We start from the raw sequence: 22,276 nt of genomic DNA on the forward strand, positions 1-22,276 counted from the left end.
ATTAAAATTGAATGCTTTAACATTGACTTACTTTGACCAATTTGATAAATTATAATTAGCACTTGGAACAAAAGAGTGCTAATGAGGTGAAAACATGATTAGCGATAGACAATTGAGCATACTTAATGCAATTGTTGAAGATTATGTTGATTTAGGTCATCCAATTGGTTCAAAAACGCTGATTGAACGACACAAATTGAATTTTAGTCCTGCAACTATTCGAAACGAGATGAAGCATCTCGAAGACCTTGAATTGATTGAGAAGACACATACTTCATCAGGGCGATCACCATCACAGTCAGGCATCAGATATTATGTGAATCAATTATTGCAACAAACATCTCATCAACAGCAAACAAAAATTCAACGTTTGAGTGATTTACTAGTTGATAATCATTATGACATTTCCTCAGCACTGAGCGAATTTGCAAATGAACTTTCAATTGCATCTCAATATACAACGTTGGTAATGCGTCCAAATCACAAAAAAGATATAATTAATAACATTCATTTGATTCGAGCAAATGCCTATTTGGTTATAATGGTAGTCGTGTTCACATCCGGTCATGTAGAACATCTGCATTTAGCATCCGATGTTCCGTTATCTAATGACGAACTAACAAAAATTTCGAATTTTGTTACTGCTAAATATGATGAATGGAATCATCATCGTTTTGAAAATGAGTTAGATGCTTTTGTTAATTCTGAATTAGAGAAGCATTTTATCAAAGATATGCTAAGTACAATCGAGATTCATTTTGATAATCAAAGTAATGGCATTTTTATGGGCGGAAAGGTTAAACTAATTGATGCGTTGAATGAAACGAACGTGTCATCGATTCAACCTATTTTGCAATATATAGAATCGAATAAAATTACACAATTACTTGATGATATGTCTAATTCGACAATAAACGTCAAAATTGGACATGAAATAGAATCAAGTTTGAGTGGTATTTCTATCGTCACAAGTCAGTATCACATTGACGATAGATTAAAAGGGCAAATTGCGGTTATCGGACCAACAGCAATGAATTATCAGAACGTAATACGATTACTAAATACGATTTGGTAATTAAGTATTGTATTGGAGGGCGGAAAATGACAGAAAAAAATGAATCAGTATTTGATCAAGAAGCAAATGAAGATGTAACAGATAACGAGCAAAATACATCTGCTGTAAATACTGATGAAACTACAGATGCATCACAAGATAATCTGCAGGAGGACGATTCACAAGAAACTACTGAAGATGTGGATCCTAAAGATGAAGAAATTCAACAATTAAAACAAGATGTTCAAGAAAATGAAGAAAAGTATTTAAGATTATACGCAGAGTTTGAAAATTACAAGCGTAGAATCCAAAAAGAAAATCAAACAATGAAAGCATATAAAGCGCAAGATGTGCTTAATGATATTTTACCAACAATAGATAACATTGAGCGTGCGCTACAAATTGAAGGCGAAAATGAACAATTCCAATCACTTAAAAAAGGTGTGGAAATGATTCATGAAAGCTTAATTAATGCATTAAAAGAAAATGGTTTAGAATTAATTGAAACTGAAGGTCATCAATTTGACCCGAACGTTCATCAAGCTGTAGTTCAAGATGATAACCCTGATTTTGAATCAGGCGAAATCACTCAAGAGCTACAAAAAGGTTATAAACTAAAAGAACGTGTATTAAGACCTTCAATGGTTAAAGTAAATCAATAGGTTTTAATATTGATGAAAACACCAATTTATACAAACAAACAGGAGGAAATTATTTATGAGTAAAGTAATAGGTATTGACTTAGGTACAACAAATTCATGTGTTTCAATTTTAGAAGGCGATGAGCCAAAAGTAATTCAAAACCCTGAAGGTGCAAGAACTACACCATCAGTAGTTGCATTTAAAAATGATGAAACTCAAGTAGGTGAAGTTGCTAAACGTCAAGCAATCACAAACCCTAATACAATCCAATCAATTAAACGTCACATGGGTACGAATTACAAAGTTGATGTTGAAGGTAAATCATACACACCTCAAGAAATCTCAGCAATGGTATTACAAAACCTTAAAGGTACAGCTGAAGATTATCTTGGTGAAAAAGTAGAAAAGGCAGTTATTACTGTTCCTGCATATTTCAACGACAGTGAACGTCAAGCAACTAAAGATGCTGGTAAAATCGCTGGGTTAGAAGTAGAACGTATTATTAACGAACCAACTGCAGCAGCTTTAGCATACGGTTTAGACAAAACAGAACAAGAAGAAAAAGTATTAGTTTTTGACTTAGGTGGCGGTACATTTGACGTTTCAATCCTTGAATTAGGTGACGGCGTATTCGAAGTGCTTTCTACTGCAGGTGACAACAAACTAGGCGGAGATGACTTTGATGAAGTAATCATTAACTATTTAGTTTCTGAATTCAAAAAAGAAAACGGCGTAGATTTATCAAAAGATAAAATGGCTTTACAACGTCTTAAAGACGCTGCTGAAAAAGCTAAAAAAGATTTATCTGGCGTTTCTCAAACTCAAATTTCACTACCATTTATTTCAGCTGGAGAAAATGGTCCATTACACTTAGAAATTAATTTAACTCGTGCTAAATTTGAAGAATTGGCTGATGATTTAATCAGAAGAACAATGGTACCAACTCGCCAAGCAATGAGCGATGCAGGTTTATCAAGTTCAGACATTGATGAAGTTATCTTAGTTGGTGGTTCTACAAGAATCCCAGCAGTTCAAGAAGCTGTTAAAAAAGAAGTAGGTAAAGAACCTAATAAAGGCGTTAACCCTGATGAAGTTGTTGCTATGGGTGCAGCAATCCAAGGTGGCGTAATCACTGGTGATGTTAAAGACGTAGTATTATTAGACGTTACACCATTATCATTAGGTATTGAAATCATGGGTGGACGTATGAACACACTTATCGAAAGAAATACGACAATCCCAACATCTAAATCACAAGTATACTCAACAGCAGCAGATAACCAACCAGCAGTTGATATTCACGTGTTACAAGGTGAACGTCCAATGGCATCAGACAATAAAACACTTGGTAGATTCCAATTAACTGATATTCCAGCAGCTCCACGTGGCGTACCTCAAATCGAAGTTACTTTCGATATCGATAAAAATGGTATTGTAAACGTTACTGCTAAGGACTTAGGAACAAATAAAGAGCAAAATATCACAATCCAATCTAGCTCTTCACTATCAGATGATGAAATCGATCGTATGGTTAAAGATGCTGAAGAAAACGCTGACGCTGACCAAAAACGTCGCGAAGAAAGTGATACAAGAAACGAAGCAGACAGCTTAGTATTCCAAGTTGAAAAAACGATCACTGATTTAGGTGAAAACATCAGCGAAGAAGACAAACAAAATGCTGAAGAGAAAAAAGAAGCATTAAAATCAGCACTTGAAGGCGAAGATATTGAAGATATCAAAGCTAAAAAAGAAGAATTAGAAAAAGTAGTTCAAGACTTATCAACAAAAGTATACGAACAAGCTGCTCAAGCTCAACAACAAGCACAAGGTGAAGAAGCAAATGCTTCTCAAGATAGTGATGTTGAAGATGCTGATTTCAAAGAAGTAAAAGACGACGACAACCAAGACAACCAAAAATAAGTATAGTCATTGACTAATTAATTGTTATTAATAGAAAAATATGACACAATTGCTTAGCCAAATTAAGTCAAAGTCAATTGAACATTGGCTTTGACTTTTTCCTTTTTTAAAAATGATTTAATAAAACTGTAAAAGGAGAGATATTAGTGGCCAAAAAAGATTATTATGAAGTCTTAGGTGTCAGCAAAGGCGCTTCTAAAGATGAAATTAAAAAGGCTTATCGTAAATTATCAAAGAAGTATCACCCAGATATTAATCAAGAAGAAGGTTCTGATGAGAAGTTTAAAGAAATCTCTGAAGCCTATGAAACATTAAGTGATGAAAATAAACGCGCAAATTATGACCAATTTGGACATGATGGTCCTCAAGGTGGCTTTGGCGGCCAAGGATTCGGTGGCCAAGACTTTAGTGGCTTTGGTGGCGGCGGTTTCGAAGATATATTCAGTTCATTCTTTGGTGGCGGACGTCAACAACGTGATCCTAACGCTCCAAGAAAGGGCGATGACTTACAGTATACGATGACAGTTACGTTTGATGAAGCTGTTTTCGGTAGTGAAAAAGAAATTTCGATCCGTAAAGATGTGTCTTGTCACACTTGTGATGGTGCAGGTGCTAAACCAGGAACTAAAAAGAAAACTTGTCAATACTGTAGTGGTGCTGGACATGTGTCTGTAGAACAAAATACAATACTTGGTAGAGTTAGAACTGAAAAAGTTTGTCCAGTATGTAGTGGTTCTGGCCAAGAGTTTGAAGAACCATGTCCAACATGTAAAGGTAAAGGTACTGAGAATAAAAATGTTAAAATCAGTGTCACAATCCCTGAAGGTGTAGATAATGAACAACAAATTAGATTAGCTGGTGAAGGTGCTCCTGGAGAAAATGGTGGCCCTCAAGGTGATTTGTATATTGTATTTAGAGTTAAACCTTCAGAAAAATTTGAAAGAGATGGCGATGATATTTATTATTCACTTGATATTAGTATCGCTCAAGCATCACTAGGTGACGAGGTTAAAGTGCCGACGCTTAATAGTAGCGTGATGTTAACAATTCCAGCAGGTACGCAAACTGGAAAACAATTCCGTCTAAAAGAAAAAGGAATTAAGAATGTTCATGGCTACGGCTATGGCGACTTATTTATCAATATAAATGTCGTAACACCAAGTAAAATGAGTGATCGACAAAAAGAATTATTAAGAGAATTTGCCGAAATTGATGGTGAAGAAATTTCTGAACAAGCATCAAATTTTAGAGACAAAGCTAAAAGATTCTTTAAAGGAGATTAGAATATGAATTGGACCGAGATATCAATCATCGCTAATCATGAAGCAACGCCTATAATTACTAATATATTGGAAGATTTTGGTTCAAATGGTGTCGTTATAGAGGACTCTCATGACTTAAATCACGACTTTGAGGATAAATATGGCGAGCTATATGCGCTTAATGCTAATGATTATCCTAAGCAAGGGGTCAGGCTTAAAGCGTATTTCAATGAACTGAAATATACTGAAACGTTTAGAAAAGCGCTTTTCAATGAAATTTCGCAAGTTGAATCTCTAGATAACTCTAGTTTTAACTACGAAGAGCAAATGCTTCAAGAACAAGATTGGGAAAATGAATGGAAAAATTATTTTCATCCATTTCGTGCATCAAAACAATTTACGATAGTCCCTAGTTGGGAAACATATCAAAAAGAAGATGATAGTGAATTGTGCATAGAATTGGACCCAGGTATGGCATTCGGTACAGGCGATCATCCTACAACGAGCATGTGTTTAAAAGCAATTGAAACTTATGTGGAGCCGAGTGATTCAGTTATAGATGTTGGTACAGGTTCAGGGATATTAAGTATTGCTGCACATCTTTTAGGTGTTAAACGTATTAAAGCATTAGACGTTGATGAAATGGCAGTGAAAGTTGCTAAAGAAAATTTTATGAAAAATCATTGTGATAAGGCAATTGAAGCAGTTCCTGGAAATTTACTAACAGAGGAAACTGAAAAATTTGATGTTGTTGTCGCCAATATTTTAGCTCATATTATTGAAGAAATGATCGAAGATGCTTATAACGTTTTAAATAAAGATGGTTATTTTATAACTTCTGGTATTATAGAAGAAAAACATGAATCTATTGTAAATCATATGAAGCGTAGTGGTTTTGAAATTGTTTCTATTAATCACGATAACAGTTGGGTTTGTATCGTTGGACAGAAAGTGAGCGAATAACAATGCAAAGATACTTTATTGACCAAAACGCTGATGTAAATCAGCGTTTTTTCATTACTGATAAAGGTGACATACATCATATATCCAATGTGATGCGTCATCAAACTGGTGAAAAAATAATTATTACATTTGTGGATCAGAATGTTTATAAGTGTGAAATTATCGATATAGCTACTGAAGGTATTGAACTTTCATTAGTAGAAAAAATTGATATTGATACTGAATTACCTCAACATATTACGATTTGTAGTGGTTTAATTAAAGCTGATAAATATGAGTGGATGCTCCAAAAATCGACAGAGTTAGGCGCAAATCATTTCATAGCTGCTGGTATGAAACGTTCAGTGGTTAAATTAAATGATAGTAAGATTGATAAAAAATTAGAGCGCTGGCAAAAGATTATTAAAGAAGCAGCTGAACAAAGCTATCGTTTAGCAATACCATCCATAACTTATGAAGCGAGTTTAAAAGTAGTTTATGATTATATCGATGAATACGATTATGTACTCATCGCTTATGAAAATGCTGCGAAAACTGGTGAAACACACAATTTTAAGTCTGTAGTTCGTGAAATGAAATCTGGTGACCATGTATTAGTTATATTTGGGCCAGAAGGTGGTTTATCAGAAGATGAAGTGGCATTGTTCGATGGTAAGGCGTATCAAATTGGTCTAGGGCCAAGGATTTTAAGAGCAGAAACTGCACCACTTTATGTATTAAGTGCTGTAAGTTTTGAAAAAGATTTATTAGATTAACATTAAAAATTATCATGTATTAAATTATTCGATGTCTACATTTCAGTACAAATTTATGCTTTAAATTAAAAAAATGTAAATTTTACTAATTGACCACTTTAATCAGATATATTATACTGATTAATACATGGTCATAACCATGAAATGATAATAAAGTTTCGTTGATATTTGGAGGGAGGGAAATACACATGTCTAAAACAACAGTTAAGAGTAATGAATCACTTGAAGATGCGTTACGTCGTTTCAAACGTACAGTTTCTAAAAGCGGTACAATTCAAGAAGTTCGTAAGCGTGAATATTACGAAAAACCTAGTGTTAAACGTAAGAAAAAATCAGAAGCTGCGCGTAAACGTAAATAGTATTTACTAACAGTAGCTTGCACGTAAACGAATATTCTAATAATTAATTGTGTCGTTGACTCCCTCAACACCAACATTAATTATAAATAGTAATAGTCTTAGTTGTTCAACAGCTAAGACTATTATTTTTTTATAAATTCAGGTTCATGATTTGAAAAAATTAATATAATTAACATTTATGCTATAAACGCTATAATCATACATTCATTTCATGTATAATCAAGTTGAGAGCGAGGTGATAGAGTGATTCCTTCGAGTAGTATACATACAATATTTTCAGTCAACTTTGTTGAACAAGGAAATTGGATTGATAATGTTGCAAGCGTTATCGTCAGTCCGTTTGGAGCTTTAATTTTAACTTGTATTATCTTCCTAGGATTTTTATATCAATTATACTCTAATAAGATAAATATTGTGGGTATCGTTGCCACATTAGCCTTATTAATACTCTTTTTAGGGTTTTTTGTAAAAGGCGATGTCAACTTGTATTCAATCATCTTATTTGGAATCGGTGTCATATTGGTAATAATAGAACTTTTTGTTGTTGGTGCGATTATCGGTATTATCGGTATGGGGCTAATAATTTTTAGTATTATTACTTTAGGTGACAATTTAATTTATATGATTGCTAGTGTAGTTGTAGCATTGATATTATCAATCATAGAGTGGGTGATACTAGTGAAAATTTTCAAACGTAAGATACCGTTTTTAGATAAAGTAGTTTTGAAGGATTCTACAAATGCAGAGGCAGGCTACACTTCACATGAAGATCGCTCTCATTTAGTTGGTCTTACTGCTACTACGTTAACAGATTTAAGACCAGCAGGAATCATTACACTCAACAATGAACGTATCGACGCAGTTTCTGATGGATCATTTATTTTGCGAAATAAAGCAGTAACCATTTTAGAAGTTGAAGGTACTAGAGTTGTTGTTAGAGAAAACGAATCATAAAGGAGAGAAAGTATGATCGGATTAGTTGTTATCGTCGTCATAGTAGTAATAGCTTTATTATTACTATTTTCATTTGTTCCAGTCGGATTATGGATTTCAGCAATAGCTGCTGGTGTTAAAGTAGGTATTGGTACATTAGTTGGTATGAGACTTCGTAGAGTTTCACCACGAAAAGTTATCTCACCATTAATTAAGGCACATAAAGCTGGTTTGAATTTAACAACAAACCAACTTGAATCACATTACTTAGCAGGAGGAAACGTTGACCGTGTAGTTGATGCTAACATTGCAGCACAAAGAGCGGACATCAACTTACCATTTGAACGTGGCGCAGCTATTGATTTAGCTGGCCGTGATGTATTAGAAGCTGTTCAAATGTCTGTTAATCCTAAAGTAATAGAAACTCCATTTATCGCAGGTGTTGCGATGAACGGTATCGAAGTAAAAGCTAAAGCGCGTATTACTGTTCGTGCTAACATCGCTCGTTTAGTAGGTGGTGCTGGTGAAGAAACAATTATTGCACGTGTTGGTGAAGGTATCGTTTCAACAATTGGTTCTAGTGAACACCATACACAAGTTCTAGAAAATCCAGATAATATTTCTAAAACAGTACTTAGCAAAGGTTTAGATTCTGGTACAGCGTTTGAAATCTTATCAATCGATATTGCTGACGTTGATATTAGCAAAAACATTGGTGCAGACTTACAAACTGAACAAGCGCTTGCTGACAAAAACATTGCACAAGCTAAAGCAGAAGAACGTAGAGCAATGGCTGTAGCTCAAGAACAAGAAATGAAAGCTAAAGTTCAAGAAATGCGTTCTAAAGTTGTTGAAGCAGAAGCAGAAGTTCCACTTGCTATGGCAGAAGCTTTACGTTCTGGTAACTTAGGCGTTAAGGATTATTATAATCTTAAGAATGTTGAAGCAGATACAGGTATGAGAAATTCAATCAATGAACGTACGAACCAAAAAGATGATGAATCACCGGAAAATTAATTAGGGGTGATTAAATGAATATAGCTATTATTATCTTTGTAATATCTGTGATTGTTACAATAGTCAGCGCTATTAGCGATAATAGCCATAAAGATAGAAAAAACCAAAAACCACCAATAAACAATCAACCTAACCGAAATGGTGAGCAACCTAAAAGAGGCGGTTTCCTAGATGAAATTGGTAAAGCATTCAAAGAAATAGAACAACAAATGAATGAAGGACCAACGAGGAAAGATATTGAACAGCAACCGCAAAAAACTACAGAACCTGCAAGACCAGTTGAAACTAGAGCTGAAAAAATGGAATCGCCTAATCCTCAACAATCGACTCGAACAATGCGTACAGACAACGAGACTGAAGCAGAAAAATTAAAACGTTCGCAAGAGCAAGAAGAGGATAAACTGCAGAAAGAACTTGAAGCAGATTTAATGGGCGAGTTACAAGATGTGCGTACAGAAATAGATCGTGAAAACGAGAAAAAACTGAAGAGAACTGAAAGAAGAGCACGTGCTATTATTTCAGATAAATATTTATCTGAGAGAACAAAACGTTTCCGTTTAAAACAGTTAATGGACGCACAGGCAATTCAGAGTCCAGTTGGTAATGAAAAATACAGGTTTGCAGAAGATGAAGTTGTAAATGGTATTATTTGGTCAGAAGTATTAGAAAGACCCAAAAGATTATAGCGCAGTATAGTCTATGAATTAAACGCCTTATGGAGTCGATATATAATGACTCTGTAAGGCGTTTTTGTGTTTCTTTTGCAATAATTTCAATGAGTAAATAACCATAATAAATTAAACTAATAGTTTACGACTAATAAGAATGTAAACATCATGTAAAATTTGATAAATGAGCTTCTATTTAATACACTTTGAAATAATATATAGTTAATTCGTGATATAATGATGGTGTAATCATCATTATATGATTGATTTGTTAAATGCTTAAAATAATTTAATGAACGATAATAATTTTTGTAAGTTAAAATCTAATAGGATAAAATAAGATGAAACGAATATATTTGTAAAGGAGCACCTATATGCCTGGAATTATTCAAATAGATGACATCAATGAAGCTCAAGCGCTCATTGGAAATAACGATGAACACCTTAAATTAGTTGAGGAAGGGTTTGATGTCATTGTACATGCTCGAGGTCAAGAAATCTCCGTAAAAGGAGAGCAAGTAGAGCATGTTAAAAAAGCAGAATCAGTACTCATTAACCTTTTGAAAGTCATTCAACAAGGTATTTCAATCTCTTCAAAAGATGTTGAAGCAGCAGTGAAAATGGCAAATAATGGTACGATTCAATACTTATTAGATTTATATGATGAAGAAATAACTAAAGATGCATACGGAAAGACCATCCGTGCAAAAACAATGGGTCAACGTATGTATGTAAATGCTATGTATCATAATGATTTAGTATTTGGCGTAGGGCCAGCTGGTACTGGTAAAACCTTCTTAGCTGTTGTGTATGCTGCGAAACAGTTAAGAAAAGGCAATGTAAAGCGTATTGTGCTAACAAGACCTGCAGTGGAAGCAGGAGAGTCACTAGGCTTCTTGCCAGGAGATTTAAAGGAAAAGGTAGATCCATACTTAAGACCTCTGTATGACGGTTTAAATACTGTTCTAGGAAGAGAACAAACAGCTCGCTTTATAGAAAGAGGTATCATAGAAATTGCGCCTCTAGCTTATATGCGCGGTAGAACATTAGATGATGCTTTTGTTATTTTAGATGAAGCACAAAATACTACACAAGCACAAATGAAAATGTTCTTAACTCGACTAGGTTTTGATTCGAAAATGGTAGTTACTGGAGACCAAACTCAAGTAGACTTACCAAAAGGAGTTAAAAGTGGTCTTAAAGAAGCTGTTAAAAAGTTAAAAGAAGTTAAAGGCTTAAGTGTGCATTATCTGGATCAAAGTGATGTTGTCCGTCACCCATTAGTAAGTAAAATTATTGACCGTTATGAAGGAGAAGAGTAAATGTTTACAATAGACTTTAGTGATCATACTGAGATAGTTAAAAGTGAATGGTTAACTCAGATTGACAAACTCCTCACTTTTGCAAAAGAACAAGAACAAATTGATAGCGATGCGGAGTTATCTGTAACTTTTGTAGATAAAACTGAAATACAAGAAATTAATAAAATGTATCGCGATAAAGATAAAGTAACAGATGTTATATCATTTGCTTTAGAAGAAGATGAACCAGAAATTATTGGACTTGATATGCCAAGAGTATTAGGCGACATTATTATTTGTACTGACGTAGCTCAGGAACAAGCTGATTCTTATGGTCATTCTTTTGAAAGAGAATTAGGCTTCCTTGCGCTCCATGGTTTCTTACATTTATTAGGTTATGATCATATAGATGAACAAGACGAAAAAGAAATGTTTGGACGACAAGATCAAATTCTAAATGCTTATGGTTTAACAAGAGATTAGAGGTAGTCATGAAACGTTTTAAATACGCTTTTCAAGGTATGTTAGTATTACTAAATAAAGACAGCAAATTTTTAATGCATCTTTTATTAGGACTTGCCACTGTTATTTGTGGTGTTGTTTTTGGTATTAGTCAATTAGAATGGCTTTTTATTATTATAGCGATAGGTATTGTACTTGCTTTTGAAGCTATCAATACAGCAGTAGAATATGTGGTTGATTTAGTTACAGGTGAATATCATATATTAGCCAAAAAGGCTAAAGATATCGCTGCTTTTAGTGTTGTGCTAGCTTCTATTACAGCATTTGCAATTGGACTCGTGGTTTTTTTACCATATGTGTTCTAAATTGTAGTGCAATTTTATAGAATTTGTTTATACTTAAAGAACAAAGTAATTAAACAGATAATAAAGTGGATTTTTTTAATAACACTTAATATTGAATAGGAGCGTGTTAACTATGGCTTATCAACCACACTATTTTAAAGAAGTAAGAAATGCTCAAGCCAATTCATATTCACCATATAGTAATTTTAAAGTTGGTGCATATTTAAGAACGAAAGACGGTAAAGTTTATCATGGAGCAAATGTTGAAAACGCAGCATACTCAATGGCTATTTGTGCAGAGAGATCAAGTTTGGTTGCTGCAATATCAGATGGTTATAAACCAGGTGATTTTGAATCAATTACAGTTACTGTTGATGCAGATGCGCCATCTTCACCCTGTGGCGAATGTCGTCAGGTGTTAAAAGAACTATGCGATGATGATATGCCAGTATATATGACTAATCATAAGGGCGATATGATAGAATCAACCGTAAATGACTTATTACCATTAGGATTTTCTGGAAAGGATTTAAATTAATGACAGGACATAAATCAGGATTTATATCAATTATAGGTAGACCCAATGTTGGGAAATCTACATTTGTTAACCGTGTAATCGGACATAAGATAGCTATTATGTCTGATAAAGCACAAACGACAAGAAACAAAATTCAAGGCGTTATGACACAAGAAGATGCTCAAATCATTTTCTTAGATACACCTGGTATTCATAAACCGAAACATAAATTAGGCGACTATATGATGCGTGTCGCTACGAACACGTTATCTGAAATAGATGCTATTATGTTCATGGTAAATGTAAATGAAGATATAGGTCGTGGTGATGAGTATATTATGGATATGCTTAAAACAATTAAAACACCTGTCTTTTTAGTATTAAATAAAATTGATTTAGTACACCCAGATGAACTTATGCCAAGAATTGAAAAATACAAAAAATATATGGATTTCACTGAAATTGTACCGATTTCAGCATTGGAAGGCTTAAATGTAGATCATTTTATAAATGTAATAAAATCTTATCTACCAGAAGGACCGAAATACTATCCAGACGACCAAATCTCTGATCACCCAGAACAATTTGTTGTAGGCGAGTTAATTCGTGAAAAGATTTTACATTTAACGAGTGAAGAAATCCCTCATGCTATTGGTGTAAATGTAGATCGCATGGTTAAAGAAGATGAAGACAGAGTTCGAATTGAAGCAACAATATTTGTTGAACGAGATTCACAAAAAGGTATTGTTATTGGCAAAGGCGGTAAAAAGCTTAAAGAAGTTGGTAAACGTGCGCGTCAAGATATCGAAATGTTACTAGGATCTAAAGTTTACCTAGAACTTTGGGTAAAAGTCCAAAAAGATTGGCGAAATAAAGTTAACTTTATTCGTCAAATGGGTTATTTAGAAGATAGAGATTAATTTGGGAGTCGGTGAGCTAATGTGTTAATCAAGCAAAAAGGTATTATTATTAAAACGGTTGATTATGGCGAATCCGATAAAATTATCACAATTTTAAATGAACATGGTGCAAAAGTGCCGCTTATGGTACGAAGAGCTAAAAAAAGCAAAAGTGGTTTACAAGCTAATACACAATTATTTGTGTATGGCTTATTTATTTATTCTAAATGGAAGGGTATGGGAACACTGAGTTCTGTGGATGTAATAGACCAAAATTACAACCTTCGTTTAGACATTTATGAAAGTAGTTTTGCGAGTTTAAGTGCTGAAACAATTGACCGCTCGATTGAAAGTGATGAAATTTCTCAATATAGTTATGATTTATTACATTTTGTATTGTCGAAAATTAAAGACGGTGTATCTGCCCAACTCATGTCAGTCGTTGTTTTATTGAAATGTATGACAAAGTTTGGCTTTAATGCAATTTTTGATAAATGTGTAATCACAGATAATGACGATCAATCTCGTTTAATTGGCTATAGTTTTAAATTTGATGGTGCTATTTCTGCGAATGTGAGACATCAAGATCCACATGCACTCATTTTAATGAATAAAACGCTTTATCTATTGGATATATTGCAAAAATTGCCAATTAGTCAAATGAGTTCTTTGAGTATTCATGATGATGTGGTAGATGAAATGTCAGAGTTAATGATTATGTTATATAGTGAATATGCAGGTATGTTTTTTAAAAGTCAAAAGTTAATTAACCAACTACATAGGTTAGATAGTAATCTTTAATGATTTGAGGTAATAGGGTAATAGAATAATGTATATTTCAAAAAAGAGTGCATCTTGGATTTTAAATTCAAGGTGCACTCTTTTTATATTAATAACATGGATTATTTCAGTTTTAATAATTAAGGCTGAGACATGTATTTTGTCTCAGCCTTATCATTTATTAGTTATTTGTTAAATCGTAGATGTATATTTTATTAATAGATTAGAATTTTACTTTTTCAGTTAAAAATGCTTCTAGTTCTGAAATTGGCATACGTACTTGTTCCATTGAATCACGGTCACGTACTGTAACTTGTTGATCTTCTAATGAATCAAAGTCAAATGTAATACAATAAGGTGTGCCGATTTCATCTTGACGACGGTAACGTTTACCAATAGATTGTGATTCGTCGAAATCTATTGCAAAGTTAGCACTTAGTTCTTCAAATATTTTGATAGCTTCGCCAGATAATTTTTTGCTTAAAGGTAAGATAGCCGCTTTATATGGCGCTAGAGCAGGGTGGAAGTGTAGTACAGTTCTAGAATCTTTACTTCCTTCAACGCCTTCCTCGTTGTATGCATCACATAAGAAAGCTAATGTAACACGGTCAGCACCTAATGAAGGTTCGATACAATATGGAATATATTTTTCGCCTGATTCTTGATCGTGGTATTGGAAATCTTCACCTGAATGTTCACTGTGTTGTTTCAAGTCGAAGTCTGTACGACTTGCAATTCCCCATAATTCACCCCAACCAAATGGGAAACGATATTCAATATCTGTTGTAGCATTAGAATAGTGAGATAATTCATCTGCGTCATGATCACGTAAACGTGTAGCTTCTTCGCTTAAGTTTAAATCTTTTAACCATTGACTTGCAAATGTTTTCCAGTAGTTATACCATTCAATTTCTTCACCAGGCTTACAGAAGAATTCTAATTCCATTTGTTCAAATTCACGTGTTCTGAAAATGAAGTTACCAGGTGTGATTTCGTTACGGAATGATTTACCAACTTGGCCAATACCAAATGGTAATTTCTTACGCATTGTACGTTGTACATTTTTATAGTTAACGAAAATACCTTGTGCAGTTTCTGGACGTAGGAAAATTTCATTTGTAGAACTTTCTGTTACACCTTGGAACGTTTTGAACATCAAGTTAAATTGACGAATATCAGTCCAATTGGCTGTACCACTTACAGAACAAACAATACCTTCTTCATCGATAATGCGTTTCATTTCGTCAAAACTTAAGCCATCAGCTACAAAGTTTTCATCGCCTTTAACATTTGCCATGTGATCTTCAATAATTTTGTCAGCACGATAACGAATCTTGCTGTCTTTGTTATCAATCATAGGATCATTAAAGTTACCTAAGTGACCTGAAGCTTCCCAAGTTTTTGGATTCATTAAAATAGCTGCATCAATACCAACGTTATAGGGTGATTGAGTAATGAATTTTTGCCACCAAGCTTTTTTAATATTATTTTTTAATTCTACACCAAGTGGACCGTAATCCCATGTATTTGATAAACCACCATAAATATCGCTACCAGGGAATACGAAACCTCTATGTTTCGCTAATGAGACAATTGTTTCCATATCTTTTGTCATAAAAAACTCTCCTTTTTAACATAAAAACGCCCCAAGACAAAGAAAAAGCCAAAAAAACTTAATCATTGTCTTGGGACGAGTTAATCATTTTAATCACATATAAAAAATACGTGCTTATTTAAATTATTCTTGATAACCCGCGGTTCCACCCAACTTAGTGTGTACACTCGCTTTTGTCTATCATTTAGTTGTGGCCAATAGTTCTTGTTAGGCTTTCACTATCCCCAACTCGCTTTAATTTCAATATTAATGTATTGTGCGTTTATTAGCAAGTAATTATATGTATTTGTAGCAATTAAAAATTCCATGTATAATTAAGAAGAATGAGTGAAGGGGTGAAGTCCAATAGAACTAAGTAAAAGACAACAGCAAATAGTTGAAATTGTCAAAAACAACGGTCCTATAACTGGCGAGCATATAGCAGAAAGACTTAGTTTGACACGTGCCACATTAAGACCTGACTTAGCCATTTTAACAATGTCCGGTATTTTAGAAGCTAGGCCACGTGTAGGCTATTATTATTCTGGTAAACCAAAGAATAAATTATTAGCTGATCAATTAAAACAATATATAGTAAAAGATTATGCATCACATCCTGTTGTGGTCAAAAATGAAATGTCAGTTTATGATGCAATATGTACAATATTTTTAGAAGATGTCAGTACATTATTCGTAATCAATAGTAATGGAGATTTTATTGGGGTTTGTTCACGTAAGGATTTATTACGAGCATCTATGATTGGTGAGGATATACACACTATGCCTGTGAATATTATTATGACACGCATGCCGAATTTAAGCTTTATTCTTGAAGATGAAAGAGTCGTTTTTGCAGCGAATTTAATGATTGAAAAAGAGATTGATTCGTTACCCATCGTAACAAAAAAAGAAAATGGCAAGTATGAAGTCAAAGGACGTATATCAAAAACTACAATTACAAAAATCTTTGTCTCATTATTAAACGAATAGGTGGTATTTAACTTATGGAAAATATAAAAATTATAGTCGCATCAGACTCGGTAGGAGAAACAGCCGAACTTGTTGCAAGAGCATGTATTTCACAATTTAATCCAAATCAATGCGATAGTGAAATTAATAGATATCCATATATTGAGGCTTTAGAAAACGTAGATGAAGTTATCCAAGTAGCTAAAGATACAGAAGCTATTGTTGTTTACACACTAGTTAAACCGGAAATAAGAAAATATATGGAAGCAAAAATTAAAGAGTATGAAATCAAATCTGTAGATATCATGGGACCATTGATGAATATTCTTTTAGATAAAATTGATGAACAGCCTTATTTCGAACCAGGTTTAGTACATCAATTAGATGAGGCTTACTTCAAAAAAATTGATGCAATTGAATTTGCCGTAAAATACGATGATGGTAAAGATCCTAAAGGCTTATCAAAAGCAGATATCGTATTACTAGGGATTTCTAGAACGTCCAAAACCCCACTTTCACAATATCTTGCACATAAAAGTTATAAAGTGATGAATATACCTATTGTTCCAGAAGTAACGCCACCAGACGACTTATTTAGTGTTGACCCATCAAAATGCATTGCCTTAAAAATAAGTGAGGAAAAGCTAAACCGTATTCGTAAAGAACGTTTGAAACAACTCGGTTTAGGTGACAGTGCAAGATATGCGACTGAACAACGTATTGAAGAAGAATTAAATTACTTCCATGAACTTGTGGATAAGATAGGTTGTCCGGTTATTGATGTTTCTGATAAAGCGATAGAAGAAACTGCAAATGATATTATTAGCATTATTGAGCAAAATAGTTTCAAAAATCAATGAAAAAAGCTATAATATTGTAATTAATGTCTAATAGGTGATTAAGTTGCGAATAGAACAATCCACAATAAATGAAATAAAAGATAAGACTGACATACTCGACTTAGTTAGCGAGTATGTCAAATTAGAAAAAAGGGGACGCAATTACATTGGTTTGTGTCCTTTTCATGATGAAAAAACACCGTCATTTACAGTGTCAGAAGATAAACAAATTTGTCATTGCTTTGGTTGTAAAAAAGGTGGTAATGTTTTTCAGTTTACTCAAGAAATAAAAGATATATCTTTTACAGAAGCAGTAAAAGAATTAGGTGAACGTGTAAATATTGAAGTTGAAACTGACCAAAGTGCTTCAGGGCAAGATGATACACACCAAGTCGCATCTGAAGATTTGCAAATGATTGAAATGCATGAACTTATGCAAGAATATTATCACTATGCACTGAAGAAAACAGTTGAAGGTGAAGCAGCTTTAACTTATTTAAAAGAACGTGGCTTTACAGATGCATTAATTGATGCCAGAAAAATTGGTTATGCACCAAAGAATTCTCATTTTTGCCATGATTTTTTACAAAAGAAAGGGTACGACATTCAATTAGCCTATGAAGCGGGTTTATTGTCAAGAAATGAAGAGAACTTTAGTTACTATGATCGCTTTCGAGATCGAGTTATGTTTCCACTGATGAACGCTCAAGGTAGAACTGTAGGGTATTCCGGTAGAACATATACAAATCAAGAGCCCAAATATCTTAATAGTCCTGAAACGCCCATCTTCCAGAAACGAAGATTGTTATACAATGTTGATAAGGCGCGAAAATCGATAAGAAAAAATGATGAAATTATATTATTAGAAGGATTTATGGATGTCATTAAAGTTGATCAAGCTGGAATCAAACAAGTCGTTGCCAGCATGGGTACACAAATTTCACAAGAACATATTGCCTTCATCAAGAAACTCACATCTAATGTAACTTTAATGTTTGATGGTGACTTTGCAGGTAGTGAAGCAACATTAAAATCAGGTCAAGCATTATTGGAACAAGGATTTAATGTATTTGTGGTCCAACTCCCAAAAGATATGGATCCAGATGAATATATTGGTAAACACGGCGCCGATGCATTTAACTATTATGTAGAACATGAAAAGAAATCATATATTTTATATAAAGTGCATATACATCAAGATGAAATAGACAATAATGATTTATCTTATGAAAGATATTTAAAAGAGATAACGAATGATATATCACTCATGAAGTCATCAATACTTCGTAAAAAGATATTGCAAGAAGTATCGGAATTGTTTAAAGTTAGCTTGGATAGTCTAAATAATGAAGTAGGACACCAACAAGATTATTATCAACCTCAATCCTATCAATTACCAACAGTCCCACAATTTAATAACTTAAACAAAAACGAAAAAGCAGAACGTGCTTTATTAAAACATTTTATGAATGATAAAGACACTTTCTTGAATTATCACAAATTACTTCAAGTAGAAGACTTTACAAATGAGTATTTTAAGCGTATATTTAATGTTTTACACCAGTTTTACTCTGAGCATGATACATTTAATATTAGTGACGTTTTACAGTACATTGATTCCAATGAAATTAAGGAAGCATTTATATCATTAGATAACTATATGATAAATGAAGAACCATTTGAATATGAAATTGATGACTATGTAAATACACTAACATCTAATAGAAATGAAGAAACGATAGAATCGCTTAATCATAAGCTACGGGAGGCTTCGAGGTTAGGTGATTTAGAATTGCAAAAATATTATTTAGAAAAAATTGTAAATCATAATAAAAATAGGATGAATTAATTCAATAATGAATGTATGTGTATATTAATAGGATTAACAGCCTGTATACTAGAATGTTATTTTAATTCAGTTTTATAAATTTTGACTATAAAATATTTTGGTATCAAGTTGATATTATATATTCGGGAGGCCTTTTCATGTCTGGAAATAAAGTTAAAGTTAAAAAGCAAACCATCGACCCATCTCTAACTTTAGAAGATGTAAAAAAACAATTGATTGAAAAAGGTAAAAAGCAAGGACACTTGAGTCATGAAGAAATTGCTGAAAAAATGCAAAACTTCGAAATGGATTCTGATCAAATGGACGAACTTTTTGACCAATTAACAGATAATGATATAAGTTTAGTTAATGAAAAAGATAGTTCAGACAAAGATTCAAAATTAAATCCAAATGATTTAAGTGCACCTCCAGGTGTCAAAATAAATGATCCAGTCCGTATGTATTTAAAAGAAATCGGACGAGTAAATTTATTAAACGCACAAGAAGAAGTTGAATTGGCTAAAAGAATTGAAAAAGGCGATGAAGTTGCTAAATCACGTTTAGCTGAAGCAAATCTACGTCTTGTAGTAAGTATAGCCAAAAGATACGTAGGACGCGGTATGCTGTTTCTTGACCTGATACAAGAAGGTAATATGGGACTTATTAAAGCCGTGGAAAAATTCGATTTCAATAAAGGCTTCAAATTCTCAACATATGCAACATGGTGGATACGTCAAGCTATCACGCGTGCGATTGCTGACCAAGCACGTACGATACGTATTCCGGTTCACATGGTTGAAACAATTAATAAATTAATTCGTGTGCAAAGACAATTATTACAAGATTTAGGCCGTGATCCAGCACCAGAAGAAATTGGTGAAGAAATGGATTTACCACCTGAAAAAGTAAGAGAAATACTGAAAATAGCTCAAGAGCCAGTTTCCTTAGAAACACCTATTGGTGAAGAAGATGACAGTCATTTAGGTGACTTCATAGAAGACCAAGAAGCCCAAAGCCCATCAGATCATGCAGCTTATGAGTTGTTAAAAGAACAGTTAGAAGATGTATTAGATACACTAACTGACCGTGAAGAAAATGTATTACGTTTACGTTTTGGATTAGATGACGGTAGAACTCGTACATTAGAAGAAGTTGGTAAAGTGTTTGGTGTAACTAGAGAACGTATTCGTCAAATCGAAGCTAAGGCACTTAGAAAATTAAGACACCCAAGCAGAAGTAAACGTCTAAAAGACTTTATGGACTAACTTTTTAGCTCTTTTGTACAACGATGTACAAAAGAGCTTTTTACATATACATAGAGGAGAACTTTTTATGATTACATTAAATCAAAGATTAAAAAAAGTAAGTACTTATATACAAGGCGATTGTCTAGCGGACATCGGTTCGGACCATGCATATTTACCAATTTTTGCAATTGAAAACAACTTAACGCAAAAGGCAATTGCTGGTGAAGTGATCAAAGGACCGTTTGAAGCATCAAAGCGCAATGTCATTGATCAACAACTAAATTCAGTTATTGATGTTAGATTCGGTGATGGTTTATCTGTCATACAAAATAGTGATGATATTTCATCGATTACTATTTGTGGTATGGGCGGGCCTTTAATTGCTAAAATACTGGATGAGGGTTCTGAAAAATTAACAAATCAACCAAGACTAATTTTGCAAAGTAACATCCAATCTGGTGCCATACGAAAACAACTTGTGAAAATGAATTACAATATTATAGCTGAGGATATATTAGAAGAAAAAGGTCATATATATGAAATTATTGTTGCAGATTATTTAGAAGATGTTGAACCGTTATCATCACAAGCATTAAAATTTGGTCCTGAATTATTGAAAAATAAAAATAATTTATTTTTCAAAAAATGGGAACGCGAACGCGATGCATTATATAAAATACAACAGAATTTAAATCCACAACATCACGCCGAACGCTTAAATGAAATCAATAATGAAATTAATTTAATTAATGAGGTGATATAAATGAATATCGAACAATTACTTCGCATTATTAATAAGCATGTACCATTGAATACGGCTGAATCATGGGATAATGTAGGCTTACTTATTGGTGATACATCTTCTACAGTTACAGGCGTTTTGACTGCGCTTGACTGTACTGATGATGTAGTTGAGGAAGCAATGACGAATCAATGTAATACAATAGTTTGTCATCACCCGCTTATATTTAAAGGGGTTAAAAACATTACACAACAAGATGGCTATGGTGCTATCATACGTAAGTTAATTCAAAACAACATTAATCTAATTGCCTTGCATACAAATTTAGATGTTTATCCAAAAGGTGTTAATGCGATGCTCGCTAATAAAATCGAATTACACAATCAACATATTTTAAACCCAGAAACAATTCCATATTTTAAAGTCCAAGTATTTATTCCAAAAGTAAATTTAGAGACTTTCAAAAAACGTCTGAGTGAAGCAGAATTAGCACAAGAAGGCGAATATGAATATTGCTTCTTTGAAAGCCCAGGTAACGGACAATTTAAACCTGTAGGTCATGCAAATCCACATATTGGAGAATTAGGTTCTGTAGAACATGTTGAAGAGTATAAATTAGAATTTATGATAGAAGCCAATCAACGCGATCTAACGCAACAATTAATCACGCAACATCATCCATATGAAACACCTGTCTATGATTTTATAAAAATGGAAAAAGAATCAAATTATGGTTTAGGTATGATTGGTGAACTTAAAGCATCTATGTCAGCAAATTCATTTGTGAAGCACGTTAAAAAACAATTGCATATGCCTAGTGTTCGATTTACTGGTGACTTAAACTCACAGGTTAAAACGGTTGCTGTAATTGGTGGCTCCGGTATTGGTTTTGAGTATGCTGCAGCTAAAAAAGGCGCAGATATATTTGTAACTGGAGATATTAAGTATCATGATGCTTTAGACGCTAAAATTGCAGGTATTAATTTATTAGATATTAACCATTATAGCGAATATGTGATGAAAGATGGGTTGCGTCAACTTTTAATTACATGGTTAGACGATGAAGAAATTGATTTCAACATAAATGCATCTCAATTAAATACAGACCCATTTGAATATATATAATACGTGAATAACTCGAATTTACTTATGACAGGTAGGTTCGAGTTATTATTATTTAC

The 22,276-nt window shown here is 33.4% G+C and carries 23 protein-coding genes; 22 read left to right on the plus strand and 1 reads right to left on the minus strand.

Going from position 1 to position 22,276, the window contains the following annotated elements:
* Positions 1 to 94 precede the first annotated feature (94 nt).
* The 16 genes from hrcA to recO all read left to right on the plus strand — a co-directional run bounded on the left by hrcA (position 95) and on the right by recO (position 13,897).
* The gene (gene hrcA / locus NSR03_RS04665; protein ID WP_021339274.1) at positions 95 to 1,075 is read left to right on the plus strand and encodes a heat-inducible transcriptional repressor HrcA; all 981 of its coding nucleotides are present in this window, start codon (positions 95 to 97) and stop codon (positions 1,073 to 1,075) included.
* A gap of 26 nt (positions 1,076 to 1,101) precedes the next feature.
* Entirely contained in the window at positions 1,102 to 1,716 is a 615-nt protein-coding gene (gene grpE, locus NSR03_RS04670) for a nucleotide exchange factor GrpE (RefSeq protein ID WP_021339273.1), read from the plus strand.
* Between the two features lie 55 nt (positions 1,717 to 1,771).
* Entirely contained in the window at positions 1,772 to 3,616 is a 1,845-nt protein-coding gene (dnaK, locus tag NSR03_RS04675; RefSeq protein ID WP_021339272.1) for a molecular chaperone DnaK, read from the plus strand.
* 146 nt (positions 3,617 to 3,762) lie between these two features.
* Positions 3,763 to 4,899, plus strand: coding sequence for a molecular chaperone DnaJ (dnaJ, locus tag NSR03_RS04680; protein WP_002507470.1), 1,137 nt, complete (start codon positions 3,763 to 3,765; stop codon positions 4,897 to 4,899).
* Positions 4,900 to 4,902: 3 nt separating this feature from the next.
* The gene (gene prmA, locus NSR03_RS04685; protein ID WP_021339271.1) at positions 4,903 to 5,841 is read left to right on the plus strand and encodes a 50S ribosomal protein L11 methyltransferase; all 939 of its coding nucleotides are present in this window, start codon (positions 4,903 to 4,905) and stop codon (positions 5,839 to 5,841) included.
* Between the two features lie 2 nt (positions 5,842 to 5,843).
* Complete coding sequence (locus NSR03_RS04690) at positions 5,844 to 6,596, plus strand: 16S rRNA (uracil(1498)-N(3))-methyltransferase (RefSeq protein ID WP_021339270.1); 753 nt, start codon at positions 5,844 to 5,846, stop codon at positions 6,594 to 6,596.
* 188 nt (positions 6,597 to 6,784) lie between these two features.
* Positions 6,785 to 6,955 carry a 30S ribosomal protein S21 gene (gene rpsU, locus NSR03_RS04695; protein ID WP_002507473.1) on the plus strand — a complete coding sequence of 57 codons (171 nt, stop codon included), beginning with the start codon at positions 6,785 to 6,787 and terminating at the stop codon, positions 6,953 to 6,955.
* Between the two features lie 243 nt (positions 6,956 to 7,198).
* On the plus strand, positions 7,199 to 7,909 hold the full coding sequence (locus NSR03_RS04700) for an NfeD family protein (RefSeq protein WP_002507474.1): 711 nt from the start codon (positions 7,199 to 7,201) through the stop codon (positions 7,907 to 7,909).
* A gap of 12 nt (positions 7,910 to 7,921) precedes the next feature.
* Entirely contained in the window at positions 7,922 to 8,905 is a 984-nt protein-coding gene (gene floA, locus NSR03_RS04705; protein ID WP_002507475.1) for a flotillin-like protein FloA, read from the plus strand.
* 14 nt (positions 8,906 to 8,919) lie between these two features.
* Positions 8,920 to 9,591, plus strand: coding sequence for a hypothetical protein (locus tag NSR03_RS04710; protein WP_021339269.1), 672 nt, complete (start codon positions 8,920 to 8,922; stop codon positions 9,589 to 9,591).
* A gap of 356 nt (positions 9,592 to 9,947) precedes the next feature.
* Positions 9,948 to 10,895 carry a PhoH family protein gene (locus NSR03_RS04715; protein WP_002507477.1) on the plus strand — a complete coding sequence of 316 codons (948 nt, stop codon included), beginning with the start codon at positions 9,948 to 9,950 and terminating at the stop codon, positions 10,893 to 10,895.
* Positions 10,896 to 11,357, plus strand: a complete 462-nt coding sequence (gene ybeY, locus NSR03_RS04720; RefSeq protein ID WP_021339268.1) for an rRNA maturation RNase YbeY — start codon at positions 10,896 to 10,898, stop codon at positions 11,355 to 11,357.
* A gap of 8 nt (positions 11,358 to 11,365) precedes the next feature.
* Positions 11,366 to 11,701: a diacylglycerol kinase family protein gene (locus NSR03_RS04725; protein WP_021339267.1), complete on the plus strand. Its 336-nt coding sequence runs from the start codon at positions 11,366 to 11,368 to the stop codon at positions 11,699 to 11,701.
* A gap of 112 nt (positions 11,702 to 11,813) precedes the next feature.
* The gene (gene cdd, locus NSR03_RS04730; protein ID WP_021339266.1) at positions 11,814 to 12,218 is read left to right on the plus strand and encodes a cytidine deaminase; all 405 of its coding nucleotides are present in this window, start codon (positions 11,814 to 11,816) and stop codon (positions 12,216 to 12,218) included.
* Positions 12,218 to 13,117 (plus strand): GTPase Era, encoded by a 900-nt coding sequence (gene era / locus NSR03_RS04735; RefSeq protein WP_002507481.1) that lies wholly within the window; start codon positions 12,218 to 12,220, stop codon positions 13,115 to 13,117. The genes cdd and era overlap by 1 nt, the downstream gene beginning before the upstream one ends.
* Before the next feature lie 21 nt (positions 13,118 to 13,138).
* A complete protein-coding gene (gene recO / locus NSR03_RS04740) occupies positions 13,139 to 13,897 on the plus strand; it encodes a DNA repair protein RecO (protein WP_021339265.1) in 759 nt (252 codons plus the stop codon).
* Between the two features lie 202 nt (positions 13,898 to 14,099).
* On the opposite strand, the gene NSR03_RS04745 is transcribed toward recO, so the two are convergent.
* Positions 14,100 to 15,491 (minus strand): glycine--tRNA ligase, encoded by a 1,392-nt coding sequence (locus NSR03_RS04745; RefSeq protein WP_002507483.1) that lies wholly within the window; start codon positions 15,489 to 15,491, stop codon positions 14,100 to 14,102.
* Between the two features lie 345 nt (positions 15,492 to 15,836).
* Here NSR03_RS04745 and NSR03_RS04750 point away from each other — a divergent pair, with 345 nt between their 5' ends.
* The 6 genes from NSR03_RS04750 (at position 15,837) to NSR03_RS04775 (ending at position 22,220) form a co-directional block, all read left to right on the plus strand.
* Positions 15,837 to 16,460 (plus strand): helix-turn-helix transcriptional regulator, encoded by a 624-nt coding sequence (locus NSR03_RS04750; RefSeq protein ID WP_071561808.1) that lies wholly within the window; start codon positions 15,837 to 15,839, stop codon positions 16,458 to 16,460.
* Between the two features lie 14 nt (positions 16,461 to 16,474).
* A complete protein-coding gene (locus tag NSR03_RS04755; protein WP_021339264.1) occupies positions 16,475 to 17,299 on the plus strand; it encodes a pyruvate, water dikinase regulatory protein in 825 nt (274 codons plus the stop codon).
* Positions 17,300 to 17,342: 43 nt separating this feature from the next.
* Positions 17,343 to 19,127, plus strand: coding sequence for a DNA primase (gene dnaG / locus NSR03_RS04760; RefSeq protein WP_002507486.1), 1,785 nt, complete (start codon positions 17,343 to 17,345; stop codon positions 19,125 to 19,127).
* Positions 19,128 to 19,264: 137 nt separating this feature from the next.
* The gene (rpoD, locus tag NSR03_RS04765) at positions 19,265 to 20,371 is read left to right on the plus strand and encodes an RNA polymerase sigma factor RpoD (RefSeq protein ID WP_002507487.1); all 1,107 of its coding nucleotides are present in this window, start codon (positions 19,265 to 19,267) and stop codon (positions 20,369 to 20,371) included.
* Positions 20,372 to 20,438: 67 nt separating this feature from the next.
* Positions 20,439 to 21,116: a tRNA (adenine(22)-N(1))-methyltransferase gene (locus NSR03_RS04770; protein ID WP_002507488.1), complete on the plus strand. Its 678-nt coding sequence runs from the start codon at positions 20,439 to 20,441 to the stop codon at positions 21,114 to 21,116.
* Positions 21,117 to 22,220 (plus strand): Nif3-like dinuclear metal center hexameric protein, encoded by a 1,104-nt coding sequence (locus NSR03_RS04775; protein WP_021339263.1) that lies wholly within the window; start codon positions 21,117 to 21,119, stop codon positions 22,218 to 22,220.
* Positions 22,221 to 22,276 lie beyond the last annotated feature (56 nt).

The organism is Staphylococcus sp. FSL W8-1207 (genome assembly GCF_038003745.1).
Classification (GTDB): domain Bacteria; phylum Bacillota; class Bacilli; order Staphylococcales; family Staphylococcaceae; genus Staphylococcus; species Staphylococcus equorum.